Origin of the sequence: Paraburkholderia caffeinilytica (genome assembly GCF_051027425.1) — a bacterium.
Classification (GTDB): Bacteria; Pseudomonadota; Gammaproteobacteria; order Burkholderiales; family Burkholderiaceae; genus Paraburkholderia; species Paraburkholderia caffeinilytica_A.
In genome coordinates this window covers 1,791,854-1,815,980 of sequence record NZ_CP186552.1, presented here as the reverse complement: position 1 = coordinate 1,815,980, position 24,127 = coordinate 1,791,854, and the positions used below count along the sequence as shown (strand labels likewise).

Annotated in this window: 23 protein-coding genes; 13 read left to right on the top strand and 10 right to left on the bottom strand. The window is 63.5% G+C overall.

Going from position 1 to position 24,127, the window contains the following annotated elements:
- The first annotated feature begins 122 nt into the window (after nucleotides 1-122).
- A complete protein-coding gene (locus ACOSV0_RS07955; protein WP_434109748.1) occupies nucleotides 123-620 on the top strand; it encodes a Spy/CpxP family protein refolding chaperone in 498 nt (165 codons plus the stop codon).
- 285 nt (nucleotides 621-905) lie between these two features.
- Complete coding sequence (locus ACOSV0_RS07950) at nucleotides 906-1,343, top strand: PGDYG domain-containing protein (protein ID WP_434109747.1); 438 nt, start codon at nucleotides 906-908, stop codon at nucleotides 1,341-1,343.
- A gap of 10 nt (nucleotides 1,344-1,353) precedes the next feature.
- On the opposite strand, the gene ACOSV0_RS07945 is transcribed toward ACOSV0_RS07950, so the two are convergent.
- The 8 genes from ACOSV0_RS07945 to ACOSV0_RS07910 all read right to left on the bottom strand — a co-directional run bounded on the left by ACOSV0_RS07945 (nucleotide 1,354) and on the right by ACOSV0_RS07910 (nucleotide 9,445).
- Nucleotides 1,354-1,722 carry a DUF3022 domain-containing protein gene (locus ACOSV0_RS07945; protein WP_434109746.1) on the bottom strand — a complete coding sequence of 123 codons (369 nt, stop codon included), beginning with the start codon at nucleotides 1,720-1,722 and terminating at the stop codon, nucleotides 1,354-1,356.
- 100 nt (nucleotides 1,723-1,822) lie between these two features.
- Complete coding sequence (locus tag ACOSV0_RS07940; protein ID WP_434109745.1) at nucleotides 1,823-2,635, bottom strand: YhfC family intramembrane metalloprotease; 813 nt, start codon at nucleotides 2,633-2,635, stop codon at nucleotides 1,823-1,825.
- A 71-nt stretch (nucleotides 2,636-2,706) separates the two neighbouring features.
- Nucleotides 2,707-3,924 carry a LacI family DNA-binding transcriptional regulator gene (locus ACOSV0_RS07935; protein WP_434109744.1) on the bottom strand — a complete coding sequence of 406 codons (1,218 nt, stop codon included), beginning with the start codon at nucleotides 3,922-3,924 and terminating at the stop codon, nucleotides 2,707-2,709.
- The gene (locus tag ACOSV0_RS07930) at nucleotides 3,921-4,886 is read right to left on the bottom strand and encodes a 2-hydroxyacid dehydrogenase (protein WP_434109743.1); all 966 of its coding nucleotides are present in this window, start codon (nucleotides 4,884-4,886) and stop codon (nucleotides 3,921-3,923) included. Before ACOSV0_RS07930 ends, ACOSV0_RS07935 begins: the two co-directional genes overlap by 4 nt.
- A gap of 4 nt (nucleotides 4,887-4,890) precedes the next feature.
- On the bottom strand, nucleotides 4,891-6,180 hold the full coding sequence (locus tag ACOSV0_RS07925) for an MFS transporter (RefSeq protein WP_434109742.1): 1,290 nt from the start codon (nucleotides 6,178-6,180) through the stop codon (nucleotides 4,891-4,893).
- 167 nt (nucleotides 6,181-6,347) lie between these two features.
- Entirely contained in the window at nucleotides 6,348-7,331 is a 984-nt protein-coding gene (locus ACOSV0_RS07920) for a sugar kinase (protein ID WP_434109741.1), read from the bottom strand.
- Nucleotides 7,332-7,535: 204 nt separating this feature from the next.
- Nucleotides 7,536-8,309: a sugar phosphate isomerase/epimerase family protein gene (locus ACOSV0_RS07915; RefSeq protein ID WP_434109740.1), complete on the bottom strand. Its 774-nt coding sequence runs from the start codon at nucleotides 8,307-8,309 to the stop codon at nucleotides 7,536-7,538.
- Nucleotides 8,310-8,458: 149 nt separating this feature from the next.
- A complete protein-coding gene (locus ACOSV0_RS07910) occupies nucleotides 8,459-9,445 on the bottom strand; it encodes a LysR family transcriptional regulator (RefSeq protein WP_434109739.1) in 987 nt (328 codons plus the stop codon).
- Nucleotides 9,446-9,566: 121 nt separating this feature from the next.
- Here ACOSV0_RS07910 and ACOSV0_RS07905 point away from each other — a divergent pair, with 121 nt between their 5' ends.
- From ACOSV0_RS07905 to ACOSV0_RS07870, 8 genes are all read left to right on the top strand, one after another.
- Nucleotides 9,567-10,667 (top strand): YeiH family protein, encoded by a 1,101-nt coding sequence (locus ACOSV0_RS07905; RefSeq protein ID WP_434109738.1) that lies wholly within the window; start codon nucleotides 9,567-9,569, stop codon nucleotides 10,665-10,667.
- Nucleotides 10,668-10,812: 145 nt separating this feature from the next.
- Nucleotides 10,813-11,550, top strand: coding sequence for a glutathione S-transferase (locus tag ACOSV0_RS07900; RefSeq protein ID WP_434109737.1), 738 nt, complete (start codon nucleotides 10,813-10,815; stop codon nucleotides 11,548-11,550).
- A 112-nt stretch (nucleotides 11,551-11,662) separates the two neighbouring features.
- Nucleotides 11,663-13,396: a ClcB-like voltage-gated chloride channel protein gene (locus ACOSV0_RS07895; RefSeq protein ID WP_434109736.1), complete on the top strand. Its 1,734-nt coding sequence runs from the start codon at nucleotides 11,663-11,665 to the stop codon at nucleotides 13,394-13,396.
- Nucleotides 13,397-13,651: 255 nt separating this feature from the next.
- Entirely contained in the window at nucleotides 13,652-14,989 is a 1,338-nt protein-coding gene (locus ACOSV0_RS07890; RefSeq protein WP_434109735.1) for a C45 family autoproteolytic acyltransferase/hydolase, read from the top strand.
- 336 nt (nucleotides 14,990-15,325) lie between these two features.
- Nucleotides 15,326-15,580 carry a hypothetical protein gene (locus ACOSV0_RS07885; protein WP_434109734.1) on the top strand — a complete coding sequence of 85 codons (255 nt, stop codon included), beginning with the start codon at nucleotides 15,326-15,328 and terminating at the stop codon, nucleotides 15,578-15,580.
- 25 nt (nucleotides 15,581-15,605) lie between these two features.
- Nucleotides 15,606-15,836 (top strand): DUF2795 domain-containing protein, encoded by a 231-nt coding sequence (locus tag ACOSV0_RS07880; protein ID WP_434109733.1) that lies wholly within the window; start codon nucleotides 15,606-15,608, stop codon nucleotides 15,834-15,836.
- Complete coding sequence (locus ACOSV0_RS07875) at nucleotides 15,833-16,714, top strand: AraC family transcriptional regulator (RefSeq protein WP_434109732.1); 882 nt, start codon at nucleotides 15,833-15,835, stop codon at nucleotides 16,712-16,714. The genes ACOSV0_RS07880 and ACOSV0_RS07875 overlap by 4 nt, the downstream gene beginning before the upstream one ends.
- 155 nt (nucleotides 16,715-16,869) lie before the next feature.
- Nucleotides 16,870-17,259, top strand: coding sequence for a cupin domain-containing protein (locus ACOSV0_RS07870; RefSeq protein WP_434109731.1), 390 nt, complete (start codon nucleotides 16,870-16,872; stop codon nucleotides 17,257-17,259).
- A gap of 186 nt (nucleotides 17,260-17,445) precedes the next feature.
- Here ACOSV0_RS07870 and ACOSV0_RS07865 read toward each other — a convergent pair whose 3' ends face one another.
- The gene (locus ACOSV0_RS07865) at nucleotides 17,446-18,495 is read right to left on the bottom strand and encodes a LysR family transcriptional regulator (protein ID WP_434109730.1); all 1,050 of its coding nucleotides are present in this window, start codon (nucleotides 18,493-18,495) and stop codon (nucleotides 17,446-17,448) included.
- Nucleotides 18,496-18,749: 254 nt separating this feature from the next.
- On the opposite strand from ACOSV0_RS07865, the gene ACOSV0_RS07860 reads away from it, so the two are divergent.
- Complete coding sequence (locus ACOSV0_RS07860; RefSeq protein WP_434109729.1) at nucleotides 18,750-18,962, top strand: hypothetical protein; 213 nt, start codon at nucleotides 18,750-18,752, stop codon at nucleotides 18,960-18,962.
- Nucleotides 18,963-19,013: 51 nt separating this feature from the next.
- On the opposite strand, the gene ACOSV0_RS07855 is transcribed toward ACOSV0_RS07860, so the two are convergent.
- Nucleotides 19,014-19,631 carry a TetR/AcrR family transcriptional regulator gene (locus tag ACOSV0_RS07855; protein ID WP_434109728.1) on the bottom strand — a complete coding sequence of 206 codons (618 nt, stop codon included), beginning with the start codon at nucleotides 19,629-19,631 and terminating at the stop codon, nucleotides 19,014-19,016.
- A 219-nt stretch (nucleotides 19,632-19,850) separates the two neighbouring features.
- Between ACOSV0_RS07855 and ACOSV0_RS07850 the strand changes: the two genes are divergently transcribed.
- Both ACOSV0_RS07850 and ACOSV0_RS07845 read left to right on the top strand, forming a co-directional pair.
- On the top strand, nucleotides 19,851-21,005 hold the full coding sequence (locus tag ACOSV0_RS07850; protein WP_434109727.1) for an efflux RND transporter periplasmic adaptor subunit: 1,155 nt from the start codon (nucleotides 19,851-19,853) through the stop codon (nucleotides 21,003-21,005).
- Complete coding sequence (locus ACOSV0_RS07845; RefSeq protein WP_434109726.1) at nucleotides 21,002-24,124, top strand: efflux RND transporter permease subunit; 3,123 nt, start codon at nucleotides 21,002-21,004, stop codon at nucleotides 24,122-24,124. Before ACOSV0_RS07850 ends, ACOSV0_RS07845 begins: the two co-directional genes overlap by 4 nt.
- Nucleotides 24,125-24,127: the final 3 nt, after the last annotated feature.

Here is a 24,127-nt window from a genome sequence, read left to right as displayed (position 1 = left end):
GTGATACAAATAGCGGCGACGGTGAAGTGGGCAGCCGGCCGCCGTGCGTCGCCATGGCGTCGCGCATTGGGCCGCTCGCCATGCTCGCCTTGTCATAATTCGAACAGACATCAGGAGTTTCGATGAAAAAAGCACTCGTAATGCTGGCCACCGCAGTCGCCATGAGCGGCGCGTTCGCACAAACTTCCGCACCGGCTTCGGCACCGGTCGCCGCCGCAGCTTCGGCGCCTGCCGCCAAAGCGGGTCACGAGCGCAACGTCGAAGACCGCATCGCTTACCTGCACAAACAGTTGAAGATCACTTCGGCGCAGGAAACGCAATGGAACGCTTTTGCCGACGTCATGCGCAACAATGGCCAGACGATGGGACAGTTGTTCCAGCAGCGCAAGGCTGACACGGGCCTGTCGGCAGTCGACGACATGAAGCAATATGCAGAGATCGCCCAGGCGCATGCGGACGGCATGAAGAAACTGGTCGATGCATTCGATCCGCTGTATAGCAGCTTCTCGCCGGAGCAGAAGAAGCTGGCCGACACGACGTTCCATCAGGGCGGCCCTGAAGGTGGCCATCGCCACCATGGCAAGGGCGGCAGCAAGAAGGCGCCGGCCGCCGCCGAGTGATATTGCTGTGAAGTTCGACGGTGAAGCCTGGCTGTAAGGCGTGGCTGTGAAGCCGTAAAAGGTTAATTGCGCGGTTGGTTGCGTAGTTGATTGCGCGCGGCGTGGATTTCCACGCCGCGCGCCTGGTTCTTTTGCCTCTGGTGGTGCGATGTGTAGGCCAAAAGAATCCGATCCTCACATGCATCTGGCATGATGCGAGTATGCCGCGCCTGGACGTACGCTTGGACGTAACCTCCAACGCAACCTCCAGGCGCGGCTGTCAATATTTCCACACCCACTCGCTTCATGACCGAACTCAAAAATCTCGATCTGAGTAAAGATGCAAACGCCCGGCGCGTCGTCAAAAACGAAACCGTGAGCGTTGAATTTGCCGCCGTCGAAGGCGAATTGATGAGCCTGGAAGGCCCGAACCGCTATGCTCGTGGCGATGCGCTGATCACCGGATCGACCGGCGACCGCTGGGTCGTTTCACGCGAACGCTTCGATGCCAAATACCTGCCGGAAGACGCTGCCCTCGCTCACGGCGAACCCGGTGCATACCGCAATCGTCCGGCCGTCGTGCTGGCCAAACAGATGAATGAGGCGTTTTCACTGGCCCGCTCAGCGAGTGGTGGCGACGTGCTGCACGGCGCTGCCGGCGACTGGATCATGCAGTACGCCCCCGGCGACTATGGCGTGGTGCAGGCCGCACGCTTTGCGAAGGTCTATCGGCTCGCGGACTGAGTCACCCCTCTCACGCAAACTCGTCGCCGAGATCCACCGTCACATCGCGCGGCACCGCTTCGCCGTTCGCATACTGTTCTTCGAGCGAGCCGATGCTCGCTTCGACATACGCCCGCAGCACCGCGAAACTCCGGCCGCGCAGCCGCGCCGGCAACGAGCGATAACGCGCCAACGCCGTCGGCGCGATCACCACGGTCATCACGATGCGGCGCGCAGCCGCACCGAAACGCATGGCGACCCAGTGAATCGCCAGCGTCGGTGTGCCGTCTTCGCCCGCATGTTGAATGAACTGCGTCTGCTCGGGAAACAGATCGCTGATGACGCGCGCCAACTCCTCGAACTCGGGATTCGCGCAGTCGTATTGGTAAGCTTCTTCCATGAGGTGTGCCGAAAGGATAGGCCTGAACGGCGTACCGGAAGGGTACGCCGAAAATTAGTGAATCACGAAGGGTCTGCGTAACAGGCGCGTCACGACAGGCTCACGCGGCAACCGCCGGGCGGCGGAACACCCTGAACAACAAACCCGCCACAATCACCGCTCCCACCGCATACATACCGTCCACGGCGGCGAGCGGCATGAGCTGTGCCTGGAACAACGCGGCCGGCACGTCGACCAGCGCGTGCAGCGCAATCGCGAGCGGCAGGATGCCACGCCAGCCCGCCCGCAGGCCGCGCCACATCAGTACCGACAAACCGATCTGGAACACCAGCGCGGCCACCCGTTCGAGCGCGAAAATGCCGGCCGTCTGCGGCGTCAGGCTGGCGAGGATCAGGTGGATGCGCATCACCGAGTCGGTCGGCAGATTGCTCAGGTAACCGTCCAGCTCGCCGCGATTTTCAAAGATGGCGAACAGGATCCATTGAATCTGCACCAGCACGCCGACGAGCCACGCTTCAGCGCCGCCATGGCCGAGGCCATACGTCAGTGCCGTGCCGTCGCCCGTGCCTGCCACGGCGGACGCGGACTTCGCCGTCGCGCGCTTGAGCAGCAGGCGCATCCCGATGAAACGTCCCACCTCCTCGCAGATACCCGCGGCCAGCGCGCCGTACACCACGAAGGCCAGCGGATTGGACAGGAAGGTGGCGGTCGCTTCGTTCCGATGCAGCACGTAGTCATTCAGCGCGCGCTCGATCACCATGGCGAACAGCGCGAATATGGCGACACCGGTGATCGCATCGCGAGGATTCAGCGCGAGCGGCCGGCGCAAACGACGGTAGATCAGGAACGGTAAAGCAGCGACGAACAGGGTCGCGACGGCGAGACTCGAGAGGGTAATCGGTGCAACAACCATGAGTTTCCTTGCGATGACCGGCGCGCACCCGCTGCACGCCGCAGCCCGAATGATCGCAGATCAGCGCGAAGTCAGCGCAAAGTCGAAGCGCGGACGATCAATTCGCCAGGCAAGAGGCAGTCGCGCGCCGTGGTTTGAATCCCTTCGATGCGCTCATGGAGAAACTCGACCGCACGGTAGCCGATCTCGTAGGTCGGCTGGCGGATCGTGGTGACGCCGGTCAATTCGGCCCACTCGGGATCGTCGATCGAGAGCAGCGCGACACGCGCCTGCCAATCCGCGCCGTAGCGCGCTTTCAGATGCAGGGCGAGGCACAACGCGACCGGCGCGTTGGCTGCGAACAAGGCGATGCGCCTGGCTTTGCCGAGGGTGCTATTTGTGGCGCTGCTTGCCGCGCTATCTGTCACGCTGGCCGCGGCGCCGCCAAGGCCGCCACTCGCATCGATTGCACGGTCCAGTTCGGCGAGTGCACGCTCCACGGCTGCAGGCTCTCCAAGGTTCAGCACCAGCGTATGTCCACGCGCGCCGCTGTTGCTGCCACTTGTACCTTTTGTACCCTTTGTCCCTTCTACGCCTTTTACACCTGTTGTACCGCTTGTACCGCCTTCACCTTTCCCGCTAATCCCACTCTCGCCGCCCACGCCGCTCATCACCTCGCGAAACGCCGCCTCGCGCAGTTGCCGCGAACTGATCTGCTCGAAGGGCTGCACGACAAACCAGATATCGTCGAAGCCGTTTTCGAGCAGATGTCGCGTGCCGAGTTCAGCGGCCGCCCGATTGTCCAGTCCGACCATATCGGCAACAAGCCCGTCCACCGAACGGTCGACCAGCACCGCCGGAATCCCCCCGCCGCCCACCGGCCGCAGGGTTTCCTCGCGTACGCCGAGCGCGTTCACGATCACGCCTTCCACACGATACGTGGTCAGCAGTTGCAGATAGCGCCGCTCCATTTCGACTTCGTTGGCCGCGTGACAGATCAGCGGCATCAGTCCGAGCGCGTGGCAGGCGGCTTCCACGCCTTGCAGCACTTCGACGGAATACGGGTTCGTCAAATCGGCGAGCAGCATACCGATCAGGCGGTTGCGGCCACGTTTGAGACCGCGCGCCATCTGGTTCGGCTGATAGTCGAGACGCTCGATCGCCGCCTCGATGCGCGCGCGCAACTCCGGCGACAGCACGCTCATCTCGCCATTCAGGTAGCGCGAGATGCTGGTCTTGCCGGTACCGGCTTCGCGCGCGACGTCGGTGATCGTCGCGCGTCGGGTGGCGGCCTGCGGCGTCGTGCTCATTTCTTCAGCACTTCCCGGTTGACGATGTTCGCCGCGAGCTTGCCGTCGAGCGCGGCGACGAGATTTTCCGCCGCGTTAAGCGCCATCGCGTGACGCGTCTCACGCGTTGCCGAGCCGATATGCGGCAACGCGACCACGTTCGCCATTTTCAGCAAGGGCGAATCGGCCGGCAGCGGTTCGGTCTCGAACACGTCCAGACCCGCGCCGTGAATCGTGCCGTTTTGCAGGGCTTCGATCAGCGCCTGTTCATCGACCGTGGCGCCGCGCGATGCGTTAATCAGGATCGCGCTTTTCTTCATCGAGCCAAGCTCTGCCGCGCCGATCATGTGCTTCGTCTCGGGCGTAAGCGGCACTTGCAGACAGACGAAGTCAGCCGTGGCAAGCAGCTCCGCCAACTCGACACGGCGCGCGCCGTAAGCCTGTTCCGCCTGCGCGTTCGCACTGCGATTCGTGTACAGCACTTTCATGTTGAAGCCGAGCGCCGCGCGCCGCGCGACCGCACCGCCGATCCGTCCCAACCCGACGATGCCGAGCGTCTTGCCCTGCACGTCGACGCCGAAATGCGCCGGTCCGATGCTGTGCGTCCACTGCCCGGCCTTCACCCAGTCCGCCAGCTCGACCACCCGCCGCGCCGACGCCAGAATCAGCGAAAACACTGTATCCGCCGTGGACTCGGTCAACACGTCCGGCGTGTGCGCGAGCACGATGCCGCGGCGCGTGAGATCGTCGACATCGAACTGGTCGAAGCCCACCGAGATGGTCGACAAGGCCTTCAGCCGGCTCGCACCTTCGAGCATCGACGGGGTGATTTTCACGCTCGAACCGATGCCGCCGTCCGCGTCCTTCAATGCCGCGACGAACGTGTCGTGCTGCGCGGCGTCGACCTGCACGACTTCCGCATGCTGTTGCAGATACGCGAGCACATCCTCAGGCAGCGACTTCCAGGCAACGATCTTCTTCATCAGCTTATTTTCCTTGCAATGGTGTAGCGAGCGCGGCGGCCTGGGTCTGCGCCTGCTGCTGCGGTTTGACGATCAACGTCAGAATCACCGCGGCGACCAGCGCCACGCTCATGAAAGCATACGATGCCGCCGGCGAGCCGGTCGCGCCGTTCAGATAGCCGACCACGTACGAGCCGACGAACGAACCGAGCGCGCCCATGCTGTTGATCAGCGCCATGGCGCCGCCCGCGACGTTCTTCGGCAGCAGTTCCGGCACGATCGCGAAGAACGGCCCATACGGCGCGTACATCGCGCCGCCGGCAATCACCAGCAACGCGTACGACAACCAGAAGTGCGTGGAGCCGAGCGCGTACGACGCGGCGAACGCCACCGCGCCGACCAGCAGGAACGGCCACACGAACACTTTGCGGCGGTTGAGTTTATCCGATGCCCACGAAGCCGCAAGCATCGCGATCGTGGCAGCCAGATAGGGCAACGCCGAGAGCCAGCCGGTTTCGACCATGCCGAGCGTCGAACCGTTCTTCAGGATCGAGGGCAGCCACAGCACGAAACCGTACACGCCGATGCTCCAGCAGAAATACTGCGCGCACAGTTTGATCACAGCGGGCGTGCGAAACGCTTCGCTGTAGTTACGCATCGGTTTGATGGCGGCCTGTTCGGCGCGCAAGGTTTCGGCGAGATCGTCCTTTTGCTGCTGCGTGAGCCACGACACCTGCTGCGGTTTGTCCTGCACGATGAACCACCAGCACACCGCCCAGAGGATCGCGGGCGCACCTTCGGCGATGAACATATGACGCCAGCCGAACGAATGCACCAGATAGCCCGACACCACCGACATCCACAGCACCGTCACCGGATTGCCGAGAATCAGGAAGGTATTGGCCCGCGAGCGCTCGCGCTTCGTGAACCAGTTGCTGATGAAAATCAGCATGGCCGGCATCACCGCGGCTTCGACCACGCCGAGCACGAAGCGGATCACCATCAGCGAGGGAATATTGCTGACCATGCCGGTCAGCGCCGCGCACCCGCCCCACAGGATCAGGCTCCAGAACACGAGCTTCTTGACGCTGCGTCGTTCCGCGTAAATCGCGCCGGGAATCTGGAAAAAGAAATAGCCGAGGAAGAACAGTGCGCCGATCAGCGACGACAGCCCTTTGCTGATGCCGAGATCCTGGTTGATACCGGCGGCCGACGCGAAACCGAAGTTCGCGCGGTCGAGATAAGCGAGGCTGTATGTGATGAATACGATCGGCATGATCGTCCACCAACGGCGAATTGCAAGCGATGAAGTCATGTGTGTCTCCTTTTGCGGCTTCCCGAAACAAAACTGGGCGGTCATGGGGCGCTGTGCGAGCGCTCTTGCTGTTATCGAACTGGCTAGTGCTGAATGCGCCGAATGCGCCGAATACGCTGAACGCACTGAACGCACCGGACGCACCGTTGTGCATAACTCACGCGCACTCAAGCCGCGTTTGCAACGCACCGCACGTCGGCGCATTCAAGCGCGTCGAGTTCGGCGCGGCTCGGCAGACCTTCCGAATCGCCGATCACCTGAATCGCAAGGGCGCCGATCCGGTTGCCACGCGCAACCGCCTGCGCGAACGGTTTGCCTTCGAGCAGCGCGCTGACCACGCCGACGGCGAAGCCATCGCCCGCGCCGACCGTGTCCACCACCTTCGCGACCGGCTGGCCGGCGATTACGGCGGCGTCGGTGGCGGTGCGGAAATACGCGCCTTCTGCGCCGAGCTTGATGATCACGCCGCGCGCGCCCTGATCGAGATAAAACCTGGCGATGTCATCCGGCTGCGTGTAGCCGGTCAGGATCTCGCCTTCGCCGATGCCGGGCAGCACCCAGTCAGCCAGGGCGGCAAGCGCATTCAAGCCTTCGACCATCGCGGCGCGTGACGGCCACAGCGTCGGACGCAGATTCGGATCGAACGAAATCGTCTTGCCGGCGGCACGCATTTCACGCGCCAGATGGAACGCGAGTTCGCGCGAGCTCGCCGAGATTGCAGGCGCCACGCCGGTCAGATGAAGATGACGTGCGGACAGCACATAGTCGGCCGCGTAGTCGGCCAGCGACAGGTAGCTCGCCGCCGACCCTTTGCGGAAGTACTCGATGGCGGGATCGCTGCCGTCGTCGTTCTTCGACTTGAGCTGGAAACCGGTCGGATAGCGCTCGTCGGTGGCGACGCAGCGCTGATCGATGCCTTCTTTCGTCAGCGTGTCGCGCACGTACTGGCCGAACGAATCGTTGCCGACGCGGCTCATCCAGCCCACCTTGAAACCCAATCGCGACAGGCCGATCGCCACGTTCAGATCGGCGCCCGCGACGCGCTTGGTGAATTGCCCGACGCCGGCGAGCGCGCCGGATTCGGCGGCCACGAACATGGCCATCGCTTCGCCGTAGGTGATGACATCGAGTGCTGCGGTTGTGTTGCTCATCCTTCGCTCCTGCGTGTTTCTGTTTGCTACCGGTTTGCGACTTGTTTGCTGCCGTTTTTTTTGCGTGGGCTGCACGTGTGCCGCAGATGTGCCGCTTTGCGTGCGCTGCGTTACATGTTTCCGCCCGTACCGCGTGCGCGTCTCCACACTCGCTTTTTTGCCGGGCGTTTTTTGACGACTGCTCTCTCAGGTCCTACGCGCCGCTTACGCGGCGGCCAGCCACGCGACGTAGTGCGCCGCGTCCTCATCGATACAGCTCGCATCGAACGGAAATTCAATGCCGCGCGGCACGTGGCGCGGCAACTTGTCGAGCACTGCGGCGAACTGCGTGTCGCCGGCGGCCGGCGCGGCGGCAAAGCGCCGTGCGCCCTCGCCTACCGTCGTCTTGCAATGGATGTATTCAACGTGCGCCGCCAGCGGCCCGGCAGCATCGAGCGGCGCGATATCGCGCCATGCCCAGTTGCCGATGTCGAAAGTCATGCCGAGCACGCCGGCGCAACCTTCGCGCTCCAACGCGTCGAACAGGCCGACGAACTGCGTGAGCGAGCCGCCCTCGGCCAGTTGACCGTTTTCGACGACAAGCCGCAGGTTCGCGCAGCGCATGTAATCGGCAATCACCGAAGCGTTGGCCTCAGCGCCGAACCCGCCGAGTTGCAGCTTCACGAAGCGCGCGCCCAGCGCGATCGCTTCCTCAATCGAGACGCGCAGAGCGTCGGCGTCGAGCGTGCCGTCCGTCGCGTACAGCGATGCGGGCGTCGAGTAGACCGACCACAGCCCGAGTGCCGCAATCTCCTGGCCGAGCGCGCGCAGCGCCTGCGGCGCGGCGTCGGCCTCGTCCGCGAACAGTTCGCGACGCACTTCGAAGCCCGTGGCGCCGGCCCGTTTGCTCGCTTCGGCCCACTTCAGATGACCGTGCGTACGAACCGCATCCATCCCGAAAGCGCTTGCGACGATCACCACGTCAATTGCGTCAACCATGTCGAATTTACTCAAACTTGTCACTTGATCGGCATTTGGAACCGGTTCCAAACACGTTTCGAAAAAAAGCGCCGAGGCGCTTGCGATGCCCGAATAGTGCGCCGGGCGCGACGTCGTGCACCATAGTGGAAATCCCCAGGGGAATCCGATCAAGGCCCATCCGCGAGACATAACGCGAGGAATTGCTCGACTACCCGCGACGGCGCACTCGCGTGAGGCACCAGAATCGACAGCCGCCGTGTCAGCGGCTCGGGGCTCAACGAGACGCGGCACAGCGCGCCGTCCTCGTGTCGCATCGACATCGCCGAGACGAAGCCAATGCCCATGCCCGCCCGCACCGCCTCCTTGACGCCTTCGACGCCGGCAATCTCCAGCGCCACGCGCATTGGCACACCCGCCCGGGCAAAGGCCCGCTCGACGATTTGCCGTACGCCCGACCCGGCCTCGCGCAACACCAGCGGATGTGGGCCGAACGCCGCCAGTTCCGCTCGCCCGGTGTTGATGTCCGCTCCGCTTTCTACCGTTCCTGACACGCCGAACCCGCCCACCCCGGCTGCCTTGACAGCCTTGACAGCCTTGTCCGCCCCATCGCCCTGCGCCCGCGCCGCCAGCGGATGTGTGCGCGGCATGATCGCGACGATCTCGTCCTCGCGCCACGCATGGACCGCGGTGTCCGGCGGCAAATCCTCGCCCACCGGCCCTTCGATCAGGGCGATATCCACCGAGCCCAGCGCGCTGACGATCTCCGTGGTATTGCCGTCGGCGGTATGCAGCGTCACGTCGGGATAGCGGCGATGAAAGTCGGCGATCAGGTACGGCAGCAGATAGCTCGCGGGCGTGGTGCTGGCGCCGATGCGCAAGGTGCCCTGCTCGAGGCCGCGCAGCGCGTCGCGGTACGCATGCGCCTGGCGCCATGTATCGCGCAGCCGCATGGCATAGCTGGCGAGTTGCTCGCCGGCGGGTGTGAGGCGCACGCCGCGGCCATCGCGCAGGTAAAGCGGCTCGCCGAATTCGTCCTGTAGCTGCCGCAGTTGGCCGGACACCGCCGGCTGCGATAAATGCAGCGCCACCGCCGCCCGGCTGATGTTGCGATGCTCGGCAACGGCGGCAAACGTTATAAGTTGATCCGGGGTCATGGCGGCTGAAGTATCCGAGAAACCGATACTTTACATTCTAAATCACGATTTTTCATATCGATATATCTAATTTAGGATTAGACCTATCGAATCAAGACAGTCATAGGAAGGCATTAACGCCATGTCCACCGCTCATCTCACTGCTTCTGCCACACCCGCCGGGTCCGCGGGATCCTCCACCCGCGGCCAGCTCAACGGCATTCTGTTCGTCGCCCTGTTTGCCGCGGCCGTGACGCGCATCGCGTCGATCCCGGCCATTGCCGGTCTGGGTTTGAGCCCGCTGATCGTCGGCATTGTGGCGGGCGCCATTTATGGCAACGCGCTGCGCGACGGCATGCCCGAGAGCTGGGCGGCCGGCGTCAACTTCTCGGCGCGCAAACTTCTGCGCATCGCCGTGGCGTTTTTCGGGCTGCGCGTCAGCCTGCAGGAAATTGCCCAGGTCGGCTTGCCCGGTCTCGCTGAATCGGTGCTGATCGTCGTGAGCACACTGGTGATCGGCACATGGGCCGGCATGAAGATCATGAAGCTCGACCGCGACACGGCGCTGCTGACGGCTGCGGGCAGCGCGATCTGCGGCGCGGCTGCGGTGCTCGCATTCGAATCGACGCTGCAATCGAAGCCGCATAAGAGCGCCATGGCCGTGGGCAGCGTGGTGCTGTTCGGCACCCTCTCGATGTTCCTCTACCCGGTGCTGTTCAAGGCGGGCTGGCTGCATCTCGACACGGTTGGCGCAGGGCTGTTCTTCGGCGGTACGATTCATGAAGTGGCGCAGGTGGTAGGCGCGGCCAGCAACGTGAGCCCGGAAGCGACCCACATCGCGACCATCGTCAAGATGACCCGGGTGATGCTGCTGGTGCCGGTGCTGCTGATCGTCGGCATGTGGGTGAACCGCTCGGCACGCAGCGCCGCCGCCAACGCGACGGCCGAAGACGGCAAGCAGCACGCTCCGCGCAAGCTGGCGATTCCCTGGTTCGCGCTCGGCTTCCTGGCCTTCGTCGTGATCAATTCGCTGCACGTTCTGCCGGAAAGCACGACCAGCACGCTGAACATGCTCGACACCTTCGCGCTCACCATGGCCATGACCGCGCTCGGCATCGAAACCCGTATCGCGCAGATCCGTCAGGCCGGCCCCCGTGCCTTGACCACCGGCTTCATTCTGTACGTGTGGTTGATTGCCGGCGGACTGGGGATCACATGGACCGTCCAGCACCTGTTCGGCTAAAACATCCTCGCCCCCTCATCCACCCCGCCGCGTGCGGGGTTTTGTGCATTCAGGAGAACCATCCGTCACGCATGCGCGGCATACTGGTTGCTGACGTCACCCATTCATGCAAACCCGTTCATGCAACCGGAATGAGGATCGATCGATGAGCCTGGAACTTTACTATTGGGACGGCCTGCAAGGCCGTGGCGAATTCGTGCGGCTGGCCCTGGAAGAAGCCGGCGCGGACTATGTGGAAGTGGCGCGCGGCGAGCCGTCGGACGGCTTGGGCACGAACGCGATGATGGCGATCATGAAGAGTAAGAACGAGCCCTATCCGCCATTCGCCCCGCCATTTCTGAAAGACGGCGATCTGGTGATCGCACAGACCGCCAACATCCTGTTCTACCTCGGCCCGAAGCTCAATCTCGCGCCATCGGTTGAAAACCTGCGCTACGTCGCCAACGGACTGCAACTGACGATCGCCGACATGGTGACCGAAGCGCACGACACGCACCATCCGCTCGCCAGCGCCCTGTATTACGAAGACCAGAAAGACGCCGCCAAAGTACGCGCGCACGACTTCATCGACAACCGGATTCCGAAGTTCATGACGTATTTCGAGCGCGTGCTGAAACAGAACCCGGCCGGCGACACGTTCATGGTGGGCGACGCGCTCACGTATGTCGACCTGTCGATGTTCCAGCTGATCGACGGTCTGCTGTACGCGTTTCCTCGCGCGCTCAAGCGTTTCGGCGAACACTATCCGCGCCTCGCGGCCTTGCACGACGCGGTGATCGAGCGGCCGAACATCGCTGCGTATCTCCAGTCCGAGCGGCGCATCGAGCATAACGAGGCCTGTGTCTTCCGGCACTACCCGGAACTCGACAAGGCGGGGACTTGATCCACGCCGACCTCCTTCGCGAACCCTCAGCATCGCGCCCGCTTCCGACAGCGGGCGCGATGCTGTTACCGTACGCACATTTCATCCACCCATCACGCCCTCTCCTGCCGACGTGCTTTCATTCCTGCTGAAGCTGCGCACCCGCGCCCAAACCCTGTTCCGTCTGTCCGACGCCCATACGATGCTGGTCTGGTCGGTGGTGGTCGGCGTCGCGGGCGCGTTCGCAACGATTGCCTTTCGCGAAGGCATCGCGCTGCTGCAACTGGCGGTTGTCGGCAAGTCCGGCAGTTTCGTCGCCATGGCGCGCGGCTTGCCGTGGACAGTGCGTGTGTGGCTGCCCGCCGCGGGCGGGCTGATCGCCGGCTTCTTTCTGCTGATCGCGCAGCGTCACCTCGACAAGGGCAATCACATCGACTACATGGAGGCGGTCGCGATCGGCGATGGCGTGGTGCCGGTCAAGCTGAGCTTCTGGCGCAGCGTCTCGTCGCTATTCACGATTTCGAGCGGCGGCTCGATCGGCCGCGAAGGGCCGATGGTGCAACTGGCGGCATTGGCTGCGTCGCTGATCGGGCGCTGGGTGCATTTCGATCCGCCGCGTCTGCGCCTGCTCGTCGCATGCGGCGCCGCGGCCGGGATTACCGCCGCATACAGTGCGCCGATTGCCGGCGCGTTTTTCGTCACGGAGATCGTGCTCGGCTCGATCGTGATGGAAAGCTTCGGCCCCGTGGTGGTCTCGGCGGTGGTCGCCAACATCACGATGCGCGAGTTCACCAGCTACAAGCCGCCGTACGAAATGCCCGTGTTTCCGCCGGTGGCGGGCGCCGAAGTGCTGTTGTTCGTCGGGCTCGGCCTGCTCTGTGGTGCGGCCGCACCGCAGTTTCTGCGGCTGATGGATTTTTCGAAAGCCAACTTTCGCAAGCTGCCTTTGCCGCTGCCCATCCGGCTGGCGTTAGGCGGGTTGATCGTCGGGATTCTGTCGGTGTGGTCGCCCGAGGTGTGGGGCAACGGCTATAGCGTCGTCAATTCCATTCTCCATTCGCCGTGGACATGGTCCGCGCTCGTCCTCGTGCTGGTGTTCAAGATCGTCGCGACGTCGGCGACCGTGGGTTCGGGCGCGATCGGCGGGGTGTTCACGCCGACGCTGTTCGTCGGCGCGGTTGTCGGCTCGCTATTCGGCCTCGGCATGCACGCACTGTGGCCGGACGGCACCTCGGCGCCGTTCGCGTATGCGATGGTCGGCATGGGCGCGTTTCTCGCCGGTGCCACCCAGGCCCCGCTGATGGCGATCCTGATGATCTTCGAAATGACGCTCAGCTATCAGGTGGTGTTGCCGCTGATGCTGTCATGCGTGGTCGCGTATTTCGTGTCGCGCGCGATCGGCAAGACGTCGATGTATGAAATCACGCTGCGCCGCAATCAGGAGGAACAGGAACGTAGCCGTCTGCGCGCGACGCAGATGCGCGAGCTGATCCGTCCCGCCGAAACTGTCGTGCCACCCAACGCGACCGTGCAGGACATGACGCGCGTGTTCCTCGAATATCCGGTGAAGTATCTGTACGTTGCCAACGATTCCGGTGCGTTTCTCGGCGTGGTCGCGCTCAAGGACATCACCTCCGATCTGCTCGACAAGCGCGACACTGCCGCGAAAACCGCCGCGGATTATCTGCAGCCGCATTTCGATGTGCTCACGCCGGATATGCCGCTCGGCGTTGCGTTGCAGCACTTCATGGCATTCCAGGGGGAGCGGCTGCCGGTTGTCGAAAGCACTGCGGATCCGAAACTGGCGGGGGTGGTGTACAAGACTTCGCTGCTCGATGCGTATTTCCGCATGAATCCGACGCGCTAGGCCGGGGTTCGGGCTTTCGGGCTTTCGGGCTTTCGGGCTTTCGGGCTTTCGGGCTTTCGGGCACTGAGTTACTTGATCGCTAAACCGTTCATCAAGGCCGGACGGCACGGCGCGGCGGCTCACCCACATGCCCTTCTCCTCCGTGCAAAGCGCGGCAGATTCTCTACAATGGGAAAACCGCTGCAGCGATTGCGAGCAGCGTGCGTTACGCCAAGACGGGCGCACCGAGACGCCCGCCCTTCGATCGGAGCGAAGATGAGCGAACCGTCCCTCGATGCCGTACGCCGCGATCAGGCGGGCTGGATTTTTCTGCATATCGAAGGCGAGCCGTACGATCGCGGCGAGCAGCACGGCCAGTTGCTCGCCACTGAAATCCGGAACGCGATCCACACCGCCCGCTACCTCGCGAAATGGGATACCGGCGAAGACTTCGATACCTTCGTCGACGCGGCCGTCGCCCAGTTCGCCAACAAACTCGACACTGAATTCGCCGACGAAATCCAGGGCATCGCGGATGGCGCGAAACTGCCGTTCGCCGAGGTGCTGGCCTGGAACGGCTACATGGATCTGCTGCAAAGCTGGTGGCCGAGCCATGCGGCAGCCCAGAAACCACAGCTCGGCCTGAAACCGTGGCGCGGACGCCGCGGCCATCACTGCAGCGCATTCATCGCCACCGGCAACGCCACCCGCGACGGCCGCATCGTGATGGCGCACAACTCGTGGGACCGCTACGCCGCGGGCGACGCCTTCAACGTGGTGTTCGACATCGTGCCGGATCGCGGCAACCGCATCCTGATGCAAGGCCTGCCAGGCTGCATCTCCAGCCTCACCGATTTCTGGGTCACCCAGGCCGGCCTGATGGTCACCGAAACCACGATCTCCAACTTTGTCGGCTACAACGCAGCGGGTGCGCCGGAGTTCTATCGCTCACGGCGCGCATCGCAGTATGCAAACAACATCGGCGAATGGTGCGAGATGTTCGCGGTCGCCAATAACGGCGGCTATGCGAACAGCTGGCTGCTCGGCGACACCAAGACCGGCGAGATCGCGCGCTACGAACTGGGACTGCATTATTCCGGCTTCGAAAGCACGAAAGACGGTTTCTATAGCGGCTACAACACGGCGACCGATCTGAAGATCCGCAACCAGGAATGCATCGGCGAAGGCGAAGACTATACGGACGTGCGCAAGAACGGCGCGCGCCGCTTGCGCTTCATGCAGCTCGAAGAAATGCATCACGGCAAGATCGACGTCGAACTCGCGAAAGAGATGATCGCCGATCATCACGACGTCTACCTCGACCGCAACGACAACCCGTGCTCGCGCACCATCTGCGGGCATCTGGAACTGGACGACGCGCGCTTCGGCGGCTCCGATCAAGGGCCGTTCAATCCGTGGGGCGCCAACGACGGCAAGGTGGTCGACAGCGAGATGGCGCGCAATATGGCGTTCAGCGCGCGCTGGGGACATCCGTGCGGCCGCCCGTTCGACGCGCAGGCGTTCATGAAACGCCATCCTCAGTGGAACTGGCTCAACGGCTATATGCGCGACCGGCCGTCGTGGCCGTGGACGCGGTTCGACGTGCTGCGCTAGAAGATTGCGCTTACCCGGCCGCCGGACTATTGGACCGAGTTGCACCGGGCAGATCAGGGGCTTGCACGCGGATTCAGGCAGCAGCCGTTACCGCACTGCAACACAAACTCTGAACGACCGTTCGCGACGGTGCTGCCTTGTTCCTGCCATCATCTGAAATCTACAATCAGGTTTTGTTTCTTTTGCGCGCGCGCCGCGGCGGTTTGCCATCTAAGATGGTAAATGCACGCTGCCCGCATTGCGCGACGCCGCGTGTAGTTGCGCCCTCCCTTCGACGCGGGGACGGCACGGCACTTGCTCAACTGTCAGCGCCGCATGAGCTTAGGAGGTCGGGCGATGAAAACCTCGACACTGTTGACCATGGTGACGCTGTCAGCCTCGTGTTTTGCCGCGCCGGTTCATACCGCGCCGGACAGCACGGCCGCCAATAGCCTTGCCGAACGCGCCGACTCCGCACCCGTCGCCCCCGCGGCCCCGGACGTCGCCGTCACGGACGAGAATCGTCCGCAACAATGGCAGCATATTGCGTTGCCCAAGTCGCGGCATCCGGAGCGAAGCTTCACGGGCCAGAACGAGCACCTGCAGACCTGACAACACTCTCCCTCGGAGCGCTTGCATGACCGCATCGGCTATTCCCGGCGAATCGATTGATCTGCAGATCGCCGACGTTTTGCGCGAAGTCAGCTTCCCGACCTACAAAGACGCGCTAGTCGACGCCGCGCGCGAAGCCGGCGCAAGCAACGAAGTCCTGTCGATGCTCGACGGTTTGCCGGAACAGGATTACGCCGACGTGGCGTCGATCACGCGCCTGATCGGCGGCAATTACGGGCCGGGTCTGGGGGCATGAGCGGAAAGCAGATCTTGAGGCTGAGTTCGCTTTCGTCCGATCCGAAACCCGCTGCCGACTGGATCCATCGCTCGCCGCATTCGGGTGGCACGAGCGGCACAGGCGGCATCGAGCGAATCGAAGCCTTCTTTCATCGTGCCGGCTATGCCATGCACCGGCACGATACCTATGCGATCGGCCGCACGCTGGCAGGCGTGCAAAGCTTCCGTTATCGCGGCAGCATGCGTAACAGTTTGCCCGGCGGCACGATGGTGCTGCATCCCGATGAACCGCACGACGGCCAGGCCGGCACCCGCGACGGCTTTCATTACCGGATGATCTATGTCGACCCGGCACTGTTCCAGCAGGTGCTCGGCGGCAAGCCACTGCCATTTCTCGAAGGCGGCCTGTCGAACGATCCGCGTCTCTTCGCGGCCACCGAAAGCCTGTTGCGCGCAATGGACTGCGCAATCGACTCGCTCGAACAGGACGACGCGCTCTACGAACTGGCCATCGCGCTCGACGCCGGAGCTGGCGTGGCGGCGACGCGCCGTCCAGTGGATTACCTCGCGGCGGAACGGGCGCGCGAGTATATGCTGGGCTCGCTCGATAGCGCGGTGACGCTCGACGAACTGGCGGTAGCCGCCGGCCGCGACCGCTGGAGCCTGTCGCGGGATTTTCGTGCGCTGTTCGGCACGAGTCCGCACCGTTATCTGACCATGCGCCGCCTCGATCTCGTGCGCCGCCTCGCGGTTCAGGGTGTGGCGCTCGCCGACGCATCGGCGGCGGCCGGCTTTACCGATCAGAGCCATATGACGCGGCACTTCAAGCGCGCGTGGGGCGTGGCGCCGGCGCATTGGCTCAAGATGCTGGGGCCGTCGACGCACGGTGCGCGTTAAGCGGCAACCCGGCGGATATCCCGCCACATTCATCGCTCTTTGTTCATCGTCCATCGCTCACCGCCCACCAACCGCGCGCACAAACGTACAAGACCCGATAGCGCCTTGCGCCCTACGCTGGTGGCTGACACCTACCGCTCAGGAGGAGCACTTCGATGTCCGCTCATCAAACGATTCAACCGCTTCACCGCGCCATCAACTTCGCCGAAAAGCTGCAACTCATCAACGACCAATGGCAACCGCGCGTCGTCGCGGAAATGAACGACTACCAGTTCAAGCTGGTGCGCATCGAAGGCGATTTTCTCTGGCACGAACATGCCGACACCGACGAAACGTTTATCGTGCTCGACGGGCAGTTGCGCATCGACATGCGCGATGGGTCCGTACTGCTTTCGGCAGGAGAAATGTTCGTCGTGCCCAAGGGCACGGAGCACAAGCCGTATGCCGAACGCGAGGTCAAGCTGCTGCTGATCGAGCCGCGTGGCGTGAAGAACACCGGTGAAGAAAGCAACGAACGCACGGCGGCGAATGACGTGTGGATCTAGGCCGGCGTGCTGCCGGCTTTGGATAAAAGCGGCAGACGCACGCGGCACCGCCCTGTCTTTCGGAAGCGATGGAATAACCGGAACGTGCAGGCGGGCGCCGGGCACAGCGAATAAATAACCGCGACGTGCACGCAGATTCCAGGCGCAGCGAGGCTACGCCTCAGACGTTTGCGTGCCTCGCACGCGTCACAGCGGCGACGACGCCACGATCCGCGCGCGCGAAACCGGATGCTTCGGCCGCGGCGCGTCGTCCGGCAAGGCGGACACCGGCAGGTCGTCGGCATAAACCGGCGCGCTCTCGACGGCGCGCCGCGGCATCAGGTCGCGCGGATCGCGCGCATACTCGTCGGTTCGCTGGAAATGCGCGACCAGGTGGTCGATAAAGGTACGCACCTTGGCCGGCAAATGAAGGCGGCTGGGATAAGCAATCGTGATCTCGACTTGCGGCAGACGGTAATCGCCAAGCAACGGCACAAGGCGCCCGGACGCCAGATCCCGGCCGATCAGATAGCTCGGCAAAATCGCCACGCCCATGCCTAGCAGGGCGAACTGCCTCAGCATCTCGGCGTTGTTCGCGGCGATCGCATTGGTGGGCCTCACCCGGACTTCGCCTTCCGGTCCGGTGAACACCCGCTCGTCGCCGCCCTGCTCGGCCGGCCGGCTCAGACACGGATGCGCCAGCAGATCCTCCGGACGGGTCGGCGTACCGTGCTGCGCCAGATAAGCGGGCGTCGCGCACACCGTCATGTAGCCGGTGGTCAAACGCCGCGTGACGATGCTCGCGCTGCGCATCTGCCGCGCGACCAGAATGCCGACGTCGAAACCCTCCTCCACCAGATCGACATGGCGATCCGCCAGCGTAACGTCAGGCATCACATCCGGATAACACGCGGCATACGACTGCACTACCGGCGCGAGGCTATGCAACCCGAACACGACTGGCGCGACGATGCGCAAGGTGCCGACCGGTTCGTGATTACGCGCCACCACCATCTGCTCGACGCCTTCCAGGTCCTCGAGAATGTGACGCACGCGTTCCAGATAGGTCGTGCCGGATTCGGTCAGCGAAAGACGCCGCGTGGTGCGATTGAGCAGCCGCGTGCCGAGGCGTGCTTCCAGATCGGCAACATGACGCGTGACAACGGCAGTGGAAATATCCAGCGCACCCGCTGCACCGACGAAACTGCCAAGGTCGGCCACCTTGACGAATACGCGCATCGACTGCAATTGATTCATGGGACGACTCCTGCCTCGGTAAAGCCGGGCCGGCGCAACGCTGCCGCCTGTGTCGACCCGTGCGACAAGGCGCGCAGGGGTTTGCCCAACGATTCGATTGTATCGATCCGACATGTCCCAACCCTGACCCGAACATGACAATCCGGTCAGCTTTCCGAGGCGCTCGCGACACGATTGCGAGGCTTATTGTGGATATTAAGTAGGTATAAACCCTTAGATGCTGGTAACATAGCGGCCGAGAGGAATTAATCGCTATGCCACATCGTTTTCAGCTTTTCGAAAAAATCGCTTTTTCACTGGTTTGCTGGTCTGCCGCAGCCTGTTCGGCCTTCATCGCCTATGAGCGGTGCCCGGAGATCAAGGTCGTGCTGCACGCCGGCGAAGAAGTCCTGCGCTACAGCGGGCAATATTCGTTCGTCTGCGCCACGCCGGTTGCGGACGCCTGCGCGCAGTTGCCGGCGAGCTGATTCGCCGGCAACTGTCAGAGCGCATCGGTCCGATGCGCCTTTGTCAGAACATTACGCGTCGCGTCCGAACACCACGCGCGCGAAAAATCCCGCCAGCACCGTTTCAGTCATCTCCGCCGACACATTCTGCGGATCGACCGTGTGAAAGAACTGCACGCCGTCGCACAACCCCATCAAGCCCATCGCCAGGGTCTCCGCCGACAACGGTAGCGGCGTGCCGACCCGTACCGAAAACTCGCGGATGTACGCGCTCAACTGTTCGAGCTTCTCGTGCATGAACGCGTTAAAGCGTATCCGGAAGCGGCCGTCGCGTATGGCGAGCAGCTTCGCCTCCACCCACAGCAGGAAGCACTTGTTCTCGCGATGCAGGTTGCTGTAGTAGCGCAGCACGCGCCCTTCCATTTCCTCGCGCGAGATCGCGTCTTCGAAAATGGCATGCAGACCCGCCTGCATGGTCTCGTGGTCGCGCCGCAGTAGTTCGAGGAACAACTCGTTCTTGCTGCGGAAGTTCGAATAGAACGCGCCGCGTGTATAGCCCGCCGCCGCCGCGATGTCTTCGACACTCGCCGCGACAAAACCTTTCTTCATAAAAATTGCTTGCGCAGCGTCGAGCAGACGCAAACGCGTCTGGTCTTTGCTTTGCTCACGTGTAAGTCGTTGCCGTTTCATGGGCGCAAGTCTAGCACCGAAAAGAATCCCGATTCACCACAACATTCAAATACATGTGTGTATTAGAATGCATCTATTCATTCGAAGTCAGACGCGTATGCCGATTGCATGTTTTCGGCCGCGAGTCTTCGCTGGCGGGCCGCTGCGGCTTGCCGTGTTCGTTCGCTGTCTCCAGTTGGGGTAATTGTGAAGCGTCCCGGTTCTCCCGCATCGTCTGCGATGCGCCAGCAGTCCCATCGGTATGGCCGTGCCGCGCGCCTGCGCCGCGCGGTATTCGTCCTCGCTCTCGCCGGTATCGTCACGCTCGCCGCGTGCTCGAAGAAAGAGGTGTCCACTTCCGCACCGCGTCCCGTGGTCGCCGTCGCCGTGCATGCGGACGGCAGTGCAACGGCGGCGGCATCGCTGCCTGGCGAAGTGCAGGCGCGCTATTCCACGCCGCTGTCGTTTCGCGTCGGCGGGAAAATCGTCGAGCGGCGCGTGCGGTTGGGCGACGTGGTGAAGAACGGGCAGATCGTCGCCCGGCTCGATCCGGCGGATGCGCAGAAAAATGCCGCCAGCGCGCAGGCTCAACTCGAAGCCGCGCAACACAGTCTCGTGTATGCAAAGCAGCAACTCGATCGCGACCAGGCCCAGGCCAAAGAAAACCTGATCGCGCCCGCGCAGCTCGAACAGACCACCAACGCCTACGCGTCGGCCGCCGCGCAGCGCGACCAGGCCGCGCAGCAGGCGGCGTTGTCGAAAGATCAGTTGCAGTACACCACGCTGATTGCCGACCACGCCGGTGTGATCACCGCGGAACAGGCCGACACCGGCCAGAATGTGTCCGCGGGTCAAGCCGTCTACAACCTCGCATGGAGCGGCGATATCGACGTGGTCTGCGACGTGCCGGAAAGCGCGCTCGCCGCGCTCTCGGTCGGGCAGACCGCGCAGGTCACGCTGGCCGCGCTGCCGGGCCGCAGCTTCAACGCGCGCGTGCGCGAACTGTCGCCCGCCGCCGATCCGCAGAGCCGTACCTACCGCGCCAAGCTCACGCTCGACAATCCCGGCCCGGACGTGCGCCTCGGCATGACCGCCGACATCGCGCTTGCCGCGCCTTCCGCTTCACATTCCGCGGACCAGGGCAATGCCTTCACCGTGCCCGCCACCGCCCTGTTCCACGACGGCACGCAGCCGGCCGTGTGGGTTGTGCGTGCCGCGGATAACGCTCTGGAACTGCGCCGCGTCACGGTCACGCGTTATAACGAGCGCACGATCGTGATCGGCCAGGGGCTCAAGGACGGTGAACGCGTCGTGCTGCAAGGCGTGCACACCGTGACCGCCGGTGAAAAAGTCCACGTGATCCCGCCGCTGCATCCCGAGGACTTCGCTTCATGAGCACCACGCATGAAGAAGGACGCTTCAACCTGTCCGCATGGGCGCTGCGCCATCAGGCGCTGGTCGTCTTCCTGATCGCGCTTTCAACCGCTTTCGGCATCCTCGCCTATACCCGTCTCGCCCAATCCGAAGACCCGCCTTTCACGTTCCGCGTGATGGTGATCCGCACCTTCTGGCCCGGCGCGACCGCGCGCCAGGTGCAGGAACAGGTCACCGACCGCATCGGCCGGAAATTGCAGGAAACGCCCGCGATCGATTTCGTGCGCAGCTACTCGCGCCCCGGCGAATCGTTGATGTTCTTCTCGATGAAAGACTCGGCGCCGGTCAAGGACGTGCCCGAAACCTGGTACCAGGTGCGCAAGAAAGTCGGCGATATCGCCGCGACCTTGCCGCCAGGCATTCAGGGCCCGTTCTTCAACGACGAATTCGGCGACGTCTACACCAACATCTGGACGCTCGAAGGCGACGGGTTCTCCGCCGCGCAACTGCACGATTACGCCGACCAGTTGCGCACGGTGCTGCTGCGTGTGCCGGGCGTCGGCAAGGTCGACTATTTCGGCGATCCGGATCAGCACATCTACATCGAGATCGCCAACACGCAACTTACGCGCCTCGGTATCTCGCCGCAGCAACTCGGCCAGGCAATCAATTCGCAGAACAGCGTCTCGCCGGCAGGCACGCTGACCACCACCGACGACCGCGTGTTCGTGCGCCCCACCGGCCAGTTCAAGGATGTCAATGCGCTCGCCGACACGCTGATCCGCATCAACAACCGCTCGTTCCGTCTCGGCGACATTGCGACCATCAAACGCGGTTACGACGATCCGATCGCCACGCAAATGCGCGCCGACGGCAAGGCCGTGCTCGGCATCGGCGTCACGATGCAACCGGGCGGCGACGTGATCCGTCTGGGCAAGGCGCTCGATCAGCAGATGGTCACGCTGCGGGCCTCCTTGCCCGCCGGTTTGCACCTGGTCGAAGTGTCGAGCATGCCGAACGCGGTGGCGCATTCGGTCGACGATTTTCTCGAAGCCGTCGCCGAGGCGATTGCGATCGTGCTGGTGGTCAGCCTGCTGTCGTTGGGCGTGCGCACCGGCATGGTGGTCGTGATCTCGATACCTGTGGTGCTCGCCGTCACGGCGCTGTGCATGTATCTGTTCGACATCGGCCTGCACAAGGTGTCGCTGGGCACGCTGGTGCTTGCCTTGGGACTCCTGGTCGACGACGCGATCATCGCGGTCGAAATGATGTCGGTGAAACTCGAGCAAGGCTGGAGCCGCACGCGGGCCGCCGCCTTTGCGTACACCAGTACCGCGTTTCCGATGCTGACCGGGACGCTCGTGACCGTGTCCGGCTTCCTGCCGATTGCGTTGGCCAAGTCGAGCACCGGCGAATACACGCGCTCGATCTTCGAAGTCTCGGCGATCGCGCTGATCGCGTCGTGGCTCGCGGCCGTCGTGCTGATTCCACTGCTCGGTTATCACTTGCTGCCGGAGCGCAAACGTCAGGCACACGAAGCAGAGGACCACGAACACGACATCTACGACACCCGGTTCTATCAGCGGCTGCGTGGCTGGATCGGTTGGTGCATCGAGCGGCGTTTCGTCGTGCTGGCGATCACCGTCGCGCTGTTCATTCTGGCCATGGCGGGATTCACGCTGGTGCCGCAGCAATTCTTCCCGAGCTCGGACCGTCCCGAGTTGCTGGTGGATGTGCGCCTGCCCGAAGGCGCGTCGTTCGACGCGACGTTGCGGCAGGCAGAGCGGCTGGAGAAAGCGCTGGTGGGCCGTCCGGAAATCGATCACACGGTGAACTTCGTCGGTACCGGCGCGCCGCGTTTCTATCTGCCGCTCGATCAGCAATTGCCGCAACCGAATTTCGCGCAGTTCGTGATCACGGCGAAATCGGTGAAGGACCGCGAGAAACTCGCGCAGTGGCTCGAACCGGAATTGCGCAACAACTTTCCGGCGATCCGCACCCGCCTGTCGCGCCTCGAGAACGGCCCGCCGGTCGGCTATCCCGTGCAGTTCCGTGTGAGCGGCGACGATATCGCCACTGTGCGTTCGATCGCCGAGCGCGTCGCCGCGACCATGCGCGCCGACAGCGGCACCCGCAATGTCCAGTTCGATTGGGACGAGCCCGCCGAGCGCTCGGTGCGCTTCGAAGTCGATCAGAAGAAGGCGCGCGAACTCGGCGTAACCTCCGAAGACATTTCGAGTTTCCTCGCGATGACGCTCTCCGGCTACACCGTCACGCAGTATCGCGAACGCGACAAGCTGATCAGCGTCGATCTGCGCGCCCCCAAAGCGGAGCGCGTCGACCCCGCGAAGCTCATCACGCTGGCGATGCCCACGCCGAACGGCCCGGTGCCGCTCGGCACGCTCGGCCATCTGCGCAACGACCTCGAATACGGTGTGATCTGGGAACGCGACCGGCAACCCACCATCACCGTGCAGTCCGACGTCGCGCCGGGCGCGCAAGGGATCGACGTCACGCATGCGGTCGACAAAGCCCTCGGCCAGATTCGCAGCACGCTGCCGGTCGGCTACCGGATCGAGATCGGCGGGTCGGTCGAGGAAAGCGGCAAAGGGCAGACATCGATCAACGCGCAGATGCCGATCATGATCATCGCCGTGCTGGTGCTCCTGATGATCCAGTTGCAGAGTTTCGCGCGCGTGCTGATGGTGGTGCTGACCGCGCCGCTCGGCCTGATCGGCGTGGTGTTGACGCTGCTGCTGTTCGGCCAGCCATTCGGCTTCGTCGCGATGCTCGGTGTGATCGCCATGTTCGGCATCATCATGCGCAACTCGGTGATTCTGGTCGATCAGATCGAGCAGGACATTGCCGCGGGACATAAGCGCTTCGACGCGATCGTCGGCGCAACGGTGCGGCGCTTCCGGCCTATCACGCTGACCGCGGCAGCTGCCGTGCTCGCGCTGATTCCGCTGTTGCGCTCGAACTTCTTCGGCCCCATGGCAACCGCGCTGATGGGCGGCATCACCAGCGCGACCATCCTCACGCTGTTTTATCTGCCGGCCCTGTACGCCATGTCGTTCAGAGTACGCAGCGACGAGCGCGAGCCGCCCGCGCCGTCCGGCACGACGCATTCGGGGAACTGAGAT